Origin of the sequence: Actimicrobium sp. CCI2.3 (assembly GCF_035019065.1) — a bacterium.
GTDB lineage: Bacteria > Pseudomonadota > Gammaproteobacteria > Burkholderiales > Burkholderiaceae_D > Actimicrobium.
Map to the genome: position 1 here is coordinate 1 of NZ_JASJWR010000020.1, position 14,981 is coordinate 14,981.

Annotated in this window: 14 protein-coding genes, 1 tRNA gene and 1 pseudogene; 12 read left to right on the forward strand and 4 right to left on the reverse strand. The window is 56.7% G+C overall.

What is annotated here, in order from left to right; genetic code table 11:
- The first annotated feature begins 193 nt into the window (after positions 1 to 193).
- From QN370_RS12185 to QN370_RS12195, 4 genes are all read left to right on the forward strand, one after another.
- Positions 194 to 267, forward strand: a tRNA-Cys gene (locus QN370_RS12185).
- 131 nt (positions 268 to 398) lie between these two features.
- Positions 399 to 644 carry a transposase family protein gene (locus QN370_RS20705; protein WP_416347707.1) on the forward strand — a complete coding sequence of 82 codons (246 nt, stop codon included), beginning with the start codon at positions 399 to 401 and terminating at the stop codon, positions 642 to 644.
- A complete protein-coding gene (locus QN370_RS12190; RefSeq protein ID WP_322127812.1) occupies positions 593 to 745 on the forward strand; it encodes a transposase in 153 nt (50 codons plus the stop codon). The genes QN370_RS20705 and QN370_RS12190 overlap by 52 nt, the downstream gene beginning before the upstream one ends.
- An 85-nt stretch (positions 746 to 830) precedes the next feature.
- Positions 831 to 1,076 (forward strand): hypothetical protein, encoded by a 246-nt coding sequence (locus tag QN370_RS12195; protein ID WP_322127811.1) that lies wholly within the window; start codon positions 831 to 833, stop codon positions 1,074 to 1,076.
- Between the two features lie 126 nt (positions 1,077 to 1,202).
- Here QN370_RS12195 and QN370_RS12200 read toward each other — a convergent pair whose 3' ends face one another.
- Entirely contained in the window at positions 1,203 to 1,991 is a 789-nt protein-coding gene (locus QN370_RS12200; protein ID WP_322127810.1) for a spermidine synthase, read from the reverse strand.
- A 343-nt stretch (positions 1,992 to 2,334) separates the two neighbouring features.
- On the opposite strand from QN370_RS12200, the gene QN370_RS12205 reads away from it, so the two are divergent.
- Together QN370_RS12205 and QN370_RS12210 are read left to right on the forward strand one after the other, a co-directional pair.
- A complete protein-coding gene (locus tag QN370_RS12205; protein WP_322127809.1) occupies positions 2,335 to 2,841 on the forward strand; it encodes a YncE family protein in 507 nt (168 codons plus the stop codon).
- Positions 2,822 to 3,394, forward strand: a complete 573-nt coding sequence (locus tag QN370_RS12210; RefSeq protein WP_322127808.1) for a hypothetical protein — start codon at positions 2,822 to 2,824, stop codon at positions 3,392 to 3,394. The genes QN370_RS12205 and QN370_RS12210 overlap by 20 nt, the downstream gene beginning before the upstream one ends.
- A gap of 44 nt (positions 3,395 to 3,438) precedes the next feature.
- Here QN370_RS12210 and QN370_RS12215 read toward each other — a convergent pair whose 3' ends face one another.
- A complete protein-coding gene (locus QN370_RS12215; RefSeq protein WP_322127807.1) occupies positions 3,439 to 4,878 on the reverse strand; it encodes a carbohydrate porin in 1,440 nt (479 codons plus the stop codon).
- Positions 4,879 to 5,268: 390 nt separating this feature from the next.
- Between QN370_RS12215 and QN370_RS12220 the strand changes: the two genes are divergently transcribed.
- From QN370_RS12220 to QN370_RS12240, 5 genes are all read left to right on the forward strand, one after another.
- Positions 5,269 to 5,718, forward strand: a complete 450-nt coding sequence (locus QN370_RS12220) for a hypothetical protein (protein ID WP_322127806.1) — start codon at positions 5,269 to 5,271, stop codon at positions 5,716 to 5,718.
- Between the two features lie 298 nt (positions 5,719 to 6,016).
- Positions 6,017 to 6,424, forward strand: coding sequence for an MCP four helix bundle domain-containing protein (locus QN370_RS12225; RefSeq protein ID WP_322127805.1), 408 nt, complete (start codon positions 6,017 to 6,019; stop codon positions 6,422 to 6,424).
- Between the two features lie 30 nt (positions 6,425 to 6,454).
- On the forward strand, positions 6,455 to 7,702 hold the full coding sequence (locus QN370_RS12230) for a methyl-accepting chemotaxis protein (RefSeq protein ID WP_322127804.1): 1,248 nt from the start codon (positions 6,455 to 6,457) through the stop codon (positions 7,700 to 7,702).
- Positions 7,703 to 8,221: 519 nt separating this feature from the next.
- Positions 8,222 to 8,893, forward strand: coding sequence for a carboxymuconolactone decarboxylase family protein (locus tag QN370_RS12235; protein WP_322127803.1), 672 nt, complete (start codon positions 8,222 to 8,224; stop codon positions 8,891 to 8,893).
- A 365-nt stretch (positions 8,894 to 9,258) separates the two neighbouring features.
- Positions 9,259 to 11,619: a hypothetical protein gene (locus QN370_RS12240; RefSeq protein ID WP_322127802.1), complete on the forward strand. Its 2,361-nt coding sequence runs from the start codon at positions 9,259 to 9,261 to the stop codon at positions 11,617 to 11,619.
- A 164-nt stretch (positions 11,620 to 11,783) separates the two neighbouring features.
- On the opposite strand, the gene QN370_RS12245 is transcribed toward QN370_RS12240, so the two are convergent.
- Positions 11,784 to 12,074, reverse strand: coding sequence for a nucleotidyltransferase (locus tag QN370_RS12245; RefSeq protein ID WP_322127801.1), 291 nt, complete (start codon positions 12,072 to 12,074; stop codon positions 11,784 to 11,786).
- Between the two features lie 114 nt (positions 12,075 to 12,188).
- Complete coding sequence (locus QN370_RS12250; RefSeq protein WP_322127800.1) at positions 12,189 to 12,317, reverse strand: hypothetical protein; 129 nt, start codon at positions 12,315 to 12,317, stop codon at positions 12,189 to 12,191.
- Positions 12,318 to 12,340: 23 nt separating this feature from the next.
- On the opposite strand from QN370_RS12250, the pseudogene QN370_RS12255 reads away from it, so the two are divergent.
- Positions 12,341 to 14,891: pseudogene (locus QN370_RS12255) on the forward strand (excinuclease ABC subunit A).
- Positions 14,892 to 14,981 lie beyond the last annotated feature (90 nt).

The window sequence follows — 14,981 nt, forward strand, 5'->3', positions numbered from 1 at the left end:
AGTAGCTCAGTTGGTAGAGCGCAACCTTGCCAAGGTTGAGGTCGAGAGTTCGAGCCTCTTCTCCCGCTCCAGATTAAAAGGGAAGCCGTTAAAAGCTTCCCTTTTTATTCTCGAAAAATGCAATCAAGCTTTTTCCGAGAAAACCAGGTCGAAAGCAGCATGCATCCGATTTGGTGGTTACAATATCGACCACGGCGGGGTAGCAAAGTGGTTATGCAGCGGCCTGCAAAGCCGTTTACGCCGGTTCGAACCCGACCCCCGCCTCCAGTTTTTAAGATTTAAAATCGACGACTTAGCCCTCCACTGCGAGGGTTTTTTATTGCCCAAAATAAACGAAAAAGTGTCTAGAAGTGACTCGTGTTGCGTGCACCGCCTGCGGCAAGACCGCGCAATTCGATGTGCCTTGGGCACTGCCTGGTAGCGGTTTCACTTTGCTGTTCCAAGCACTGGCATTGTCGCTGTGCCAGAGCTGGCCGGCGGCGCAGGCGGCTGCGCAATTGCGGGTCGCCTCGAAATGTTTGTGGCGAGGTATTGCTCACAATGTACCTGCGTCGCGCGAACAGGAAATCATGACGGATGTACATAGTGAGCAATGCGTCAATTCAAGGACGACCTGTCGGCCCATGGCGGCAATCCGGATGTGATTAATCACGTCGTCATTGACATGAGCGCGGCGTATGCAAATGGTGTGGCGGAAGCGCTGCCAAAAGTGCAGATCAGCTGCTGCGTATTCCGGTCAACGTGACCGCTCATTCTGGTCGAACATGACTGCGGTGCATGGCACGGAGTTATGCACAAACTTATTCATCTGACACAATGGCACTTGGTGAATGCGCGACGTTGACGTTGCCAGCTTAGAGAATGGACCGGGCATGACGACAGCATTGTTGGTCTGGGGCATGTTGTTTGGTGCAATAGGTCTCGGTTATTTTGTCTACGGAAAAAAGCAGGGCGCGCTGGTGCCGCTGTTCTGCGGGCTTGCGTTGATGATCTTTCCGTATTTCATATCAGATGTGTATCTGCTGGTAATCATCAGTGGCGTGATCGCAGTGTTGCCTTATTTCTGGCGAGAGTAGTCATTGTTTCGCGCATGGAAAAAAGTCAAAGACGCTGGGTTACCCCACTGACAAGAGGCGTCAATTCCGCGTAACGACGTGTCACTTGAAACGATTCTCAGCGCCGACGAACAATAATTTGGCAGCCTATTGCTGGTTCAGCATCCATTGCTTGAGGCCCGTGACCCAGCCCTTGGCCGGGAGGTTGAGACTACTCTTGATCGCGGCAGCCCGTTCGTAAAGCAGGTTGAATTCGAGCAGCGGCGATTGCTTGAATGCGATGACGACGATATTTTCATCCTCGGCTTCGGGCACCCAGACCACGGCATCAAAGATTGACGCGATCGTCTGCAGATTGCTGTCATAGCTGGAAAATTCACCAAAAACATTGGTGAGCATCATGCCCTCGGCGTGCAGACAGTCGCTGCAGGCCTGATAAAACTCGGGCGTGTCGAGCACCGGTCCACGCGCGTCTTCATCGTACAAGTCGACCTGCAGGATGTCGATGCTGTCTTGATTGACGGGGTCAAGCACGAAATTGAGCGCATTCATTTCGATGACGTTCAGGCGCGCATCGTTGGGCGGCAGTGCAAACTGGCTGGCACAGATCGCAATCACGTTCGGATTCAGTTCGATCGCGGTCACGCGTGCCTGCGGAAATCGCGCATGACAGAATTTTGTCAGTGCCGCGCTGCCTAGTCCGAGCTGCACGATATGGCGCGGTTGTGGCATGAACAGCAGCCACATCATCATCATCCGCACATAGCTCAGCTCGATTAGTTCGGGACGCTCGATGCGCATCGCACCCTGGACCCAGGGGGTTCCAAGGTGCAGGTAGCGGACGCCGCGGTGCTCGGTGATGGTTGCCGGTGGATGGCCGGAGATATTGAAGACGATGTCGCCGTAGGTTGGAACGGTGGCCAAAGGTGTGTGCATGTGGGGAGATTGGCTGGTGTGACCCTGAGTGTAGCAAATACGACGGTTGCCACCGCGACTTCCGGAGGCATGACGTGTGACGGATTGAAAATATGCGTCAGCAGTGGCCCAACCAGAGGCGCGGGGTTGCTTTCGGCACCAGTCAACGAGGTGGGAGACATCTTTTTCTTGTTATTACCCGTGACATGATTCGAAGGATGTGGTCCCGATGTCGATGCTGCGGTTGCTGGCTTTGGTCTCCTGGGTGCTGGTGGCGACGAGTTTTTGACCTGTGGCACGGACATCGACTGACTCACCTTGGTCTTTGGCAGGCTTTGCTGCGTTTACCTCTGCGCCAGTTCGGGTGGATCAGCGAAAATCGGTCCACGGACTGGTGGTGGACAAGTCCGGACAACGCGTACTCGGCATCAGCGATCCGGCGATGCTGCGGATTATTGACCCTGCCAACCGCAAGCAAGTCGCCTCCCTCACGCTACCTGGTGCCCCGCTCGGACTGGTCATTGACGAGGAAGGCGAACGGGCCTATGCGCTGACGACCGCACGCGTTCAGGTGATCGATACAACCAAAGGAAAACTGCTCAAGTCGATTCCGGTCGATCCCTCGGCCAATGCACTGGCGCTCGACCCCGATGGCAGAAAACTCTATGTGACGAGCAGCGGCAGCAATGGCGGGATCGCCGGGATCACGGTCGTCAACGCCCTGGCGCAAAGACTCGACAAGGTGATCCCGACTGCGACTCTGGCTCCCGATCTGCCACCGAATTCGCTGTGTGATCAGTCCGAATGGCGACAAAGTACTGGTATTTGGGGGCCCCAGCTCTGCCAAGTCAGTGCGCTATTTGCAATTTGAAAGCGCAACGCAGCAAGTGCGACTGGTCAATGTCGCAATCACACAATCACCGCAGTTTATCGCCACGCCATTTGACAGCAATCAGTTGTTCGGGCCAGTCGGCAAGAAATTTTATATTGGTGGCGGCTCAACGGGCGGTGCCAGCGTTGTCGCTGAAATCGACACGTCCAGCGATACCAATTCGCGCGTTCTGGTACTGCCAAGCAATGGTGCCGAATACCATTACCTGACATCGCTAAAAAGTAGTGTGGTCGATGATCGGTTTGTGTTGGTGGCGTTTCTCTTCGAGCACCGTATCCATACTGCTAGCGAGCCGCACAGCGTCGGCTTCATTGACGTATCCAGCGGCACGATCCTGGCAAATGTCTCGTTCCCGCAGGGCATGTTCCATTCAACCCTGTTTGGTGACGTGCTGGATCCTTGTGACCACGGCAAAAATTCGACGACCGCTGCGTTGATCCTGCCGAGCGGTTCGGTAGCGCTGGATCAGCCATTAGTGCTGACCGCCCGCATCAATTGCATCGATGCCACCGGGCACGTTCCGGCCGCTTGAGCCACGACCGCATTCCTGACGTACTCTACGCCCCCACCATGCCCTCAGAATTCTGCATGCGTGCGCACGCCGAATAGTGACACCGGCCCGCGATCCCGGTTGTACGCCGGATTATTGACACGCTGATAATTCACAGACAGCGTCATGTGGGAAGTGACCCGCATCGCATAATAGGTTTCTAGTATCTTCTCGGTACCATAGGTCTGCCGACCGTCGCCGATCAAGATACCGATGCCACCTGCGGCAAAGTATCGGCGTGCGTCGCTGGACAGACCGTTGATTGCGACGGCCACGCCAAACGTATCGTCGTGCCGCCCCCATTGATTTCCTTTCCATGCCAATCCGGCAGAAATGGATCGGTTGATTTCGGTAAATTCGTAGGCTTCCTTGGTGCCGTTGTTGACGCTGGCACGTGCGAACAAGCCCAGATCCGCCGCCAGTTCCTGTTCGATGTTGATCGCGGCACCCGGGCGGTAGCTCCACCGCCGTACCACGGCGGTGTCCGGCGTCTCGTTTGCCAGCAGGGCACGCTCGACAGCATCGTGGTAGGACCCCATACGGCCGCGATTGACGAAGCCCAGCAACTTGACCTTGCCGTCATGCCCGCTCAGTTGATAGCGTTGTTCCAACTCGGTGACCAACATGTACTGGCTGAAATCCACGGCGACAATTTTGCCGTTCGGGACCTTGGAGAGCTGAAAGGCGCCACCACGCAGCGTCCACGCATCCTGCGTCCATTCTGCGGCAGCACCATAGGTGAATCCCCAGGCGTCAGCGGCGTAGTCGAATGCGCCGGCATCAATGACAGACCAGTTCAGAAAATCGCTCCTGGGATCATGAGCGTACCTATTCGTATCGAAGATATCGGTGACAGATAATTTGCCGGCAGTAAGGGTGACGTTATTGGCGGCTCTGGTGCCCCCCAGTTGATTGGCCGTAGCCTCGACCGGAACCTGCGCTCCGGCGAGAGGAATGACTTGCCGCAGGAACGCCCGGGGCAGCCGAAGATACGGTGTATTCGCGCCGACTTTGTACGCTTCGCCGCTCGGAAAGCCCGCCATGCCGACTGTATTGCTCAACCCAAAACCCTGATCGATCTCGGGGTTGATCCAGAATTCGGCACCACGCCACAGCTTTATCCCGGCATACAGCGTCAGATCCGTCGTTTCCTCGGTACGTCCGTTGGCGATCAGGCTGTTGGTGCCACTATAGGTTGAGGCGAAATGCGGATGACGTTGTGTGACGTTGGTGACTTGGCCATGCACTGCCCAGTTTTCCGGTGCTGCAGCAGCATCGGAAAAGGGTGATTCCGGTGCCGTGATCGTCGGTGCAGCCTGGTTTTTTCGCGGTTCCTCGTTGGCGGCAAGCGCCGTACTTGAGCTGGTTTCCAGAAGAAAAACGGACGCCAAGGCGAGCAGTACGATCGTGGCGGGAGACAGTAAGGCTTGCTTGAAACATGTCGTGCTGTGGTGCGTCGCAATCATCGTGTTTCCTGTTGAGTAATTTTTTTCGACCGATTACGCATCGTAAAGTCACCAGCCACGCGACACCTGCCGCGGCCAGGACCCACGTTCACAGCCAACTTGGCAGCTTCATCCGATGACGCATCACAAGCGCCCCATCATGGCTTGGCCTCTACGTAATAAGCAGCTTCGGAATAGTACTGTTCATCACCACGCCATCGGACGGTCTTTTTAAGGATTGGTTGGCGCAAAAGAGGGTATTCCGATTAGCAACATCATCGCGAATGGGCAGCTATTTTCCGTGGCATTACTTTAATGCCTGTAATCAATATAAGTGGGTGTATTTCACTCGTCTCATGGCCATCCGCTCCAGATTATTGCCTCTACGCCTATTCGGCACATGAAACTAAAATGCGTACTTTTTGCTGTGATGCGGCATCGTTGGATGGAGAGCAGCGCATCACTGCTCCAACAATCTGCAAAACGAAACCTTGCGCTTCCGTTCCCAGGGTATCTTCGTTTTTTCTGTGCCATCAACGGCTCGAAACTCAATATGCCCAGCGGCTTGCTGATTTACGGCTACAAAACACCGCAGGATACGACCCGACATTATCGTTGTGGAATGATGAGTTGCCTGTACAACCTGCAGGAACAATTGATCTGGTCATTTTTGACCGGGATTATTTTAGCTACGCGGCATCGAGGAGCTTGGCTGGACAGGGCATTGGTGGCGGTGGCCAGACTCAGACAACGCAACCGGCCAGGTCGCAGTTAGCAGCGGCATTCTTTCCAGCCATGCACTCAATGGAACTCATTAAGTGCAGCTTCCGGCTCTCAGCCAAGTGCCATACCCAGGCTTAGACCGCAACTACGTGGTTAAACGCGCCGTCGCGTCCCATGCGTGCACAGTTTTATTTTCATCGTTGACTATTGGGTACTTTTAAATAAAAACCAATTGTTGGTTTAGTGTGGCCTGTGTATATTTTCCCAAGGAATAGTAAAACCGAGCACAAGCGCCAAGCACAAGCGGTCCGGTGCGAATACCTGATTACCGGGATTTCACAGGACGTGCCGTGAAATCCCGGTTTTTGTAGCAACCGTTTTATTTTAGAAGTTCACAACAGCCTCTTGATGGGAGATGCACGTGGAAATAAAAAATATGAAAATCGGTACTCGGCTCTGGCTCGGGTTTGGCGTCGTCATTGGGTTGTTGGTGGTGATCGTGCTGCTCTCGATATCACGCATGCGTCAGGCGGAACACAGGATGGACGACATGCTGGAAGATCGTTACAAGAAAGTTGCGTTAGCGTCCGAAATAAAATACGACGTCTCCGTGATTCACCAGCATGTCCGCGGCGCGTTGATCGCGGGCGATGCTGATGGGGTTAAGCGGGAAGCAGAAGCAATAAGTGCTATCAGCGTGAAAAACAAGGACTTGCTGGATACCTTCGACAAAAGCATCAACGTCCCAAAAGGGCGGGAATTGTTCACCGCCATCACGCAGGCACGCAGCAAGGATCTGGCAAGCCGTGCGGAGCTTTTCGCACTGTTGAGCGACGGCAAGTAGTCGGAAGCAAAGAACCTACTCAATGGCAAGATGCATGACACAGAGCAGTCTTACGTCAAGGCACTGACCGAAATGCTCGATTTCCAGGTCGGGAAAATGGGAGAAGAAGCCACCCTCAGTAAAGCTGAATTCGCCAGTGCGGAGATGTTGATGCTCGGCATCGCCTTCGCAACCTTGATGTTTGCGGTTAGCGTTGCCCACTTCATCACGCGCAGTATCACCAAGCCGATGAATGAAGCCGTACGGATGGCCAGACGAGTAGCGGATGGCGACCTTACTTCTGACATCCAGATCAACTCCACATGCGAAACAGGCCTGTTAATGCAAGCGCTGAAAGACATGAACAGTAGCCTGGTCAGGATCGTCGGCGAAGTACGGACTGGCACCGATGCCATTGCCACCGCGTCAAGTCAGATTGCCGCCGGCAACATGGACCTTTCATCACGTACCGAGCAACAGGCCGCGTCGCTCGAAGAGACCGCCTCCTCGATGGAAGAGTTGACCTCGACGGTCAAGCAAAATGCCGAAAATGCCAAGCAGGCCAATCAGATGGCGTTGTCGGCCTCGCAGGTGGCTCTCAAGGGTGGCAACGTGGTGTCACAGGTGGTTGAGACCATGGGCTCTATCAACAATTCGGCGCGCAAAATTGTCGACATTATCGGCGTCATCGACGGCATCGCTTTTCAGACCAATATTCTGGCGCTCAATGCTGCTGTCGAAGCGGCCCGAGCTGGTGAGCAAGGACGCGGCTTTGCGGTAGTGGCCTCGGAAGTGCGCAGTCTGGCGCAGCGCTCGGCCGCAGCGGCCAAGGAAATCAAGATCCTGATCGATGATTCTGTCGAGAAGGTCGACAACGGCTCCAGGCTGGTCGATCAAGCGGGTGCGACCATGGCCGAAGTGGTTGACAGCGTTAAACGCGTCTCCGACATCATCAGCGAAATCACCACTGCCAGCCACGAACAGACGGTCGGCATCGAGCAGATCAACCAGACCATCACACAGATGGACGACGTCACGCAAAAAAATGCTGCGCTGGTCGAAGAAGCCGCAGCAGCGGCCCAATCGCTACAGGATCAATCTGCCGAACTGGCCCATACGGTCGGCGTGTTCAAGCTGAGCGGCACGACAAAGTCCGGAGTAATGGTATCTCGCGCAACGGCCAAACCGCCTTCCGCTCAAGTAAAGCCGACAGCGCGCGCCCTCGTAGCAAGGCGTGATCCAGTGACGAAGTTGGCTTCCGTACCGATCACGAGCGGCGCGGACTGGGAGGAGTTTTAAATCGGCGATTGTCGATGACAGTGAAGTCGGCGTTGACCGAATCGACAGCCTATTTCGATTTGCCAGCGCCGTCTGTAGCAGGCCACGCTATCGGCGGTACGTAACGTGGTGCCATCCATCGCCCGCAAGTGTGGCCCGTGGAACAGTTAAGCCTCTTTGTCCTGCGCGCGCCATGCCTGTGCCGAGGCATGAAAGAGTGATTCGAGCGTAGCAGGTCCAATCCGTTCGCGTGTTTGTGCGACCGCACTTTTACTCGCGAAACACGACACGACATTCGGCAGCGCCAAATCAACGCCAGATCAACACAAAATCGTCGACCACTTCGCTGATCGGTTGATGACGACACAACCGTGTCACGCAGAATAAATCCCATCCAGCGCTCAACTGAACGGCATTGCCGGCTGGCTGGAACTTTGCGTGTCTCTCTGCTACTGTGTTGACGGTTTCTTCGATGCAATGTCCGCAGCATCGAAGCACAATCACCACAATAAAAACCCTGACTATTCACGGAGAGAGACCATGTCCCGACAAACAACGCCGCAGCGCTCGCTGCTCAACCGTACGTTGATCGCCCTGCTATTTGGCACCGCCAGCACCCTGGCGTTTGCCCAGACTGCGCCCGACGTCAAACCGAAACGATTTCCTCAATTGACGATGGAAAATCTGCCGCCACAATCGATCCCGCTGGCGAAAGAAATCGTGAGCATCTCCAGCGTTGGATTGGCCGGCCCCTACAACGTGATGCTGCGCAGTCCGGTCTTTGCCGATCGCATGAAACGCTTGCTCGACTACCTGCGTTTTGAAACCTCCTTACCCAAGCGCCTCAATGAGTTTGCCATTCTGATCCAGGGCCGGCTGTGGACGTCGCAAGTCGAGTGGTACGCGCACTATCCACTGGCGCTGAAGGCCGGCTTGCCTGCCTCGGTCGCCGACGATCTAAAAGCAAATATCCGTCCGCGCAACATGCAACCGGATGAAGCAGCGGTCTATGACGTCAGCATGATGATGAGTACGGAGCATGCCATCAGTGATGCATTGTTCCAAAGCGCCAAAGCCGCTCTTGGCGAACAGCAACTGGTTGACTTGATCGCCGTCAGTGGCACCTATGTCACGGTAGCGATGCTGCTGAGTCTCGGGGAGGAATCATCGCCTGCCGACAAGCCATTACCCTTTCCGGAAAAAGGTCGCTAAGCCAGCCCATCCGGAACGACACCAGGTGCACTATCAGGTGGATATCGTGATGCAGGAAAATTCATGGCGCCGATATTTTCCTGCGACCGCCGTCAGTCCGCCGACCCCGCACCCACCATCTTGCGCAATGCGCTGATCACGTTGGTATCGATGAGATACAACGAGCGATCCTACGGCCGACTTGAAACTCAGTCGGCAACCGTGCCGACATCGAGCATGCCGAGCAGCACCCCGTCAACCCAGCCTCCTGTCAATCGAATGGCGTATTGAGAAATCGCAGTATCGACAACCATCCAAGCTGCAGCATGGTCGATACGGTCATCTTGATCGGTGGTGTATTTGGTTAATGAAAAAGGAGGGGGAAAATGAATGCAATAAAACGACTATGGAGCCGGATTGGCTGTCCCGGCATGCGGGGACTCACGTTTGCGTATCAAAAGCAATCTGCATCGCGACAAATTCGCCACACTTTCTGTCTCGGTGTGTTCAGTCTAATAGTCCTGCTGGTGCCTGAGTTGGCCACGGCGTCATCGACTGTCTACACGGGTGGCGCACCAACGCCCGGAACCATTGGCTTGCTCTTGCCTGGCGGTGTTCTGCAATCCAATCCCTTGGTTACCGCCTGGATCGATGCAGCAGATGAAGAGGGACTGCGTATTGAAACGCTGACTGATGCACAATTCCTCGCCCTCGGCACAGGCACCAATGCCTATCGCGGCGTGATTTTGCCAGATCAGGTGCACGTTACCGCGTCTGACGCATTGATTACGGCGGTGCAGGGATATGTCACGCGCGGCGGTCAAATCATGCTGGTCTACGACTTTGGTGCACTGACATCCGCCGGCGTCTATGCGCCGCAGAAGTCCCGCCTGAGCGGCCTCGCCGGGGTCGATTACATTTTGTACGATACCTTGCGCGACCGCACCACAGGCCTCGGTCCGATCACCGGTTTTGAAAGCAGGCTGCGCCAATGGCAGGTCCCACCCGGCAAATCCATGCTGTTCACGTCTTCCAGCGCGACTCCCGCTGCCGCAATCAACATCTCGACTGGGAGTGCTGCCGTACCAACATTGGCTTCCCAACTGGACCCTGGCATCGCGAAAGCCACAGCCAGTCAGATCGGCGTACTCAAGTCAGTTAATCTGGCTGCCTCGGAGGCACTGTATTTGCCTGTGAACGCAAAGAACCCGGGTGGTCTGCAAGGACACGATCACGCACAGCAATTTCGCAGTGATCCATTCGACAAGTACGTCTCCGTAAGGACAGCAACGGGCATAAGAGCGATACCGATCAGCACCAATCTACCGATCACTGGCGGCTCGAAAACACCGGCCATCAAGGCCCTGACGTTTGACACGGCGCGCAAACTGCCGCTGGCCCAGCAGACGACGGTCTTGACGAAGGCTTCGGTTGGCAGCATCCAGGCGCTGACTGCTGCCGCTGCCGTCGTCACCGATCCGGTACACGTCGTCAGTGGCTATATTTATGGTGCGCTAGCCTATCCAACGTATGTCACGCAGGGCAGCTATGCCGGTCTGCAGCTAGCCAATTCACCACAGTTCGGTCTGGCGGCAGGTGTTAACACGGTCGGCACTGGCAAGGTGCTGTTCGTCAACCTGCCACTGACCTATCTGAAAGGCAGCTCCGACGGCATGCTGATGCATGGATTTTTGCATTATTTTGGCAATACCATGCTCGGTTTGCCGCACCTGTCCAGCGTGCCGTACGCCCAACCTGGCATGACCCTGAACTGGCACCTGTGCTCCAACTTCACCACCGAGATGGCCCAGTTAACCGGACAAGGGGTGTTCAACAACGGACCGTTTTCGGTGCACATCACGGCCGGTCCGGACACGGTTGCCTTTGGCGATGGCCTGGGATGGAACTTGCCGAACAATGTGCCGGCCCAGCAAATGCTGCGCACGCTAGAGACGCAGGGCCATCAGATCGGTAATCACGGTGGCTGGATTCACGATTACTACGGCGACAATGTGTCAGAAACCAATCAATCAACATTCCAGCAATATCTGGAACTCAACAGCACCGCAGTGCGTTCGGCGATGGGCCATGCATCGCTGGAATATGCGGCTCCGCAAGGTAACAGCCCAACCTGGGCGACAAACTGGATCGAGCAGAACGGTGTCACCGGCAGTTACTCGCTCAGCCATACGGGATTGGGACCGACCCGTAATTATCTTAACGGCAAGGCCAGCAATCCGGACCTGTGGCTGGACCCCGTGATGCCGCTTGGATTGTTTGCGACTTTTGAAGAATTCATTTTCTATGGTGTTCCGAAACAGGACGTCACCAACTGGTACAAGGCGCTCATCGATTTCAGTGTCACGAACCGCACCAACCGCTTGATCTACATGCATCCTCCCGGCGCGGCGCAATGGTCGGATGTGGTGTTGATGATGCTCAACTATGCCAAAACCCAGCAACAGGCCGGTAAATTCCGCTGGTACACGATCGCTGACATGGCCTACTTCATGGATCTGCGACGCGATGTCAGGTGGAACGAAACAGCAGGCGTCAGCGGTAGCCGGCAATACACGGCAAGTCATCCGCTCAACCTGGCGGCAATGAGCTGGATTTTTCCGAAAGTAAAATTTGCCAAACCAATTATCACCAGTGGCAATGCCACTGTCTCCGACGGTGGCGATGGCAACTGGCTAGTGGTGGCTAACGGCGGTACGGCACTTGGTTTCCGGGCGGTGCCGTTGTAATTGGCGTCGGGGCACGTCAGAGGTCAGGGCCCGTGGAAGGCACGATGCGGGCCTGCTTCTACTTGATTGTGGAGGCAGGTCATGCATGACACCGGTCAAAAAATCAGGTTGCTACGCCTCAGCAGTCCTAATTCCTGGCTTGTCACCATGCCCTTCGCCGCCAATCAAACCCGCCGTGCTTCGGCCAGCACGCGCTCGCGCAGTCCGGCGGGCAGATCAGCCGGTCGCCATACCGTGACGGTCACGCCGAGGCGGGATTCCAGTTCGGTTTGAAGACCACCGAGGTCGGCGAGCGTGGCACCGGGCAGGGCGTCGACGAGCACATCAAGGCCGGCACCGTTGAAGGTCGTGCCATCCTCGGAAGCCCAGAAAACACGCGCATTGGTGGCGCGAAAGCGGGCCGCAGCTTCGCGGATGAGGGGGCGGTTCATTTCGAGGACAGTGGAGGGTCGCATTCTTGCTGTTCAACGCTCGCGCGAAGCCAATTCATTTAACGCGTAATTATTTCATTGAATCAAGATGCCTGTCGGATGACCACGCGCGTCGCTTCGCATCGTCGGCTTGCAGGGTTAGCCCGGTCCCCAGCCAACGTGGCGCCAGACGATGTCCTGCGTCCAATGCGGATAGGCCGTCGCCAGGGTTTGTTCGTTGCCGTACAGACGGGTCACATCGCACTGCGTAGCGTCCTGCAATCCCACACAGTGCGCTCCCGCCTTTACCCATGACCAAGACACCTCCCAGCCAGCTCACTCCCCCCGTTGTTCGCAGCGGCTACGTGCAAGTGCGCGGTGCGCGTGAACACAATCTCAAGGATGTCGATGTCGATATTCCCCGTGATGCACTGGTGGTGTTCACCGGCGTCTCCGGTTCGGGCAAATCGTCTTTGGCGTTCGGCACGCTCTATGCGGAAGCGCAGCGGCGCTATCTGGAGTCGGTGTCGCCGTATGCGCGGCGGCTGTTTAACCAGATGGCCGTGCCGGATGTCGATCGTATCGATGGCTTGCCGCCCGCCGTCGCGCTGCAGCAGCAGCGGGGTTCGCCAACTACCCGCTCGTCGGTCGGCAGCGTGACGACCTTGTCGAACCTGTTGCGCATGTTGTACTCGCGTGCCGGTGACTATCCGGCAGACCAGCCGCTGCTGTATGCCGAGTCGTTTTCGCCGAATACACCGGAAGGTGCTTGCCCCGAATGCCATGGCCTCGGTCGGGTCTATGAAGTGACCGAACGCTCGCTGGTTCCGGACGATCGCCTGACCATCCGCGAACGCGCCATCGCCGCCTGGCCCACCGCCTGGCATGGCCAGAACTTGCGCGACATCCTGACGACACTCGGGATTGACGTCGACACGCCGTGGCGCGACTTGCCGAAGAAGGAGCGCGACTGGATTCTGTTCACCGATGAACAGCCGACCGCCCCGGTGTATTCCGGTTTTAGTGCAGCCGAAGTGCGCGCAGCCATCAAGCGCAAAGCGATGCCCAGTTATCAAGGCACCTTCACCGGAGCCAAAAAATATGTGCTGCAGACGTTCGCCACCACGCACAGTCCGCTGATGAAAAAACGGGTGGCGCAGTACATGATCAGCTCCGACTGCACGCTGTGCCAAGGCAAGCGGCTGCGACCCGAATCGCTGTCGGTCAAATTTGCCGGTTGTGATATCGCCGAAATTTCTCGCTTGCCGCTCAATCGTCTCAGTGCGTTACTGGCACCTTTCGCTGACGGCTCGGCCAAGATCGATGCCAGACAACAGCGCGAACATCCGGAAAAAGTCCTCGTCACCCAGCGCATTGCCGCCGACCTGATCGAGCGGGTTGCCGTGCTGCTGGAGTTGGGACTGGGTTATCTGGCACTTGAACGCAGCACACCTACACTGTCACCCGGCGAATTGCAGCGTCTGCGACTGGCGACGCAAGTGCGCTCGAATCTGTTCGGCGTGGTGTACGTGCTTGATGAACCATCGGCCGGTTTGCATCCGGCGGACACCGAGGCACTACTGACGACTTTGGCCCGGCTCAAGGCCTCCGGCAATTCGCTGTTTGTTGTCGAGCACGATCTCGACATCATTCGCGGTGCCGACTGGATTGTCGACGTCGGTCCCGGCGCGGGCGATCAGGGTGGCTGTGTTCTGTTCAGTGGTCCGCCGGCAGGATTGGCCGATGTCGCCCAATCGCAAACCCGGCGCTACCTGTTTGCCGGACCGGCCACGGCACGCCGCACGCCGCACGCCGCGCGACCCCGAGCGCTGGCTGCGCCTGGAGAATGTGACCCGCAACAATCTGGATCAGCTTGATGTCGCCTTTCCGCTCGGCGTACTGACCAGTGTGACCGGCGTCTCCGGTTCCGGAAAATCGAGTCTGGTCAGTCAGGCCTTGGTCGACCTTGTCGCCGTCCAACTGGGCCACGAGATCACGCAAGAGGAGGAAGAAGGCGATGCGCTGGAACAGCGCGCGGTTACGGCGACCGGCGGACATATTGCAGGTGGCATGGACGCGATCAAACGGCTGGTGCAAGTCGACCAGAAACCGATAGGACGCACACCCCGCTCGAATCTGGCGACCTACACCGGCTTGTTCGATTACGTGCGCAAACTGTTTGCTGCGACCGAGGACGCCCGTGCCCAGCATTTTGACGCTGGCCGGTTTTCGTTCAACGTCGCCAAAGGACGCTGCGCCACCTGCGCCGGGGAGGGCCAGGTCATGGTCGAGTTATTGTTTTTGCCGAGCGTGTATGCGCCTTGTCCGACGTGTCACGGCGCCCGCTATAACGAAGCTACGCTCGCGATCCGTTACCGCGAGCGCAACATCGCCGAAGTGCTGGCGATGACCGTCGATACAGCGTGGGAGTTTTTTGCCGACGAAGCACCGTTGCGGCGACCTTTGTCGGTCTTGCGCGAGGTCGGCCTCGGGTATTTGCGTCTCGGTCAGGCAGCCACCGAATTGTCTGGCGGCGAAGCCCAGCGCGTCAAACTGGCCACCGAATTGCAGCGGCCGCAGCGCGGCGACACGCTGTACATTCTCGATGAACCCACCACCGGCCTGCATCCTTCCGACATCGATAAACTGATCGCGCAACTCGATGCGCTGGTCGCGTCAGGCAATACCGTGATTGTGGTCGAACACGACATGCGCCTGGTCGCTGCGAGTGACTGGGTGATTGACATTGGCCCTGGCGCGGGTGACCAGGGTGGTCGAGTGGTGGCAAGCGCGCCACCCGATCAGGTCGCGCGCGCGGCAGACAGTCGTACTGCGCCGTATCTGGCGCGGGCACTGGCGTGAGGAGATCAGTAGTGGTTTTTAACGCGTACTGGAAAGAAGCCAATAAAGCGCCCGTGAAAATTACCGGAATAACTATTCGTTAAATTTCTC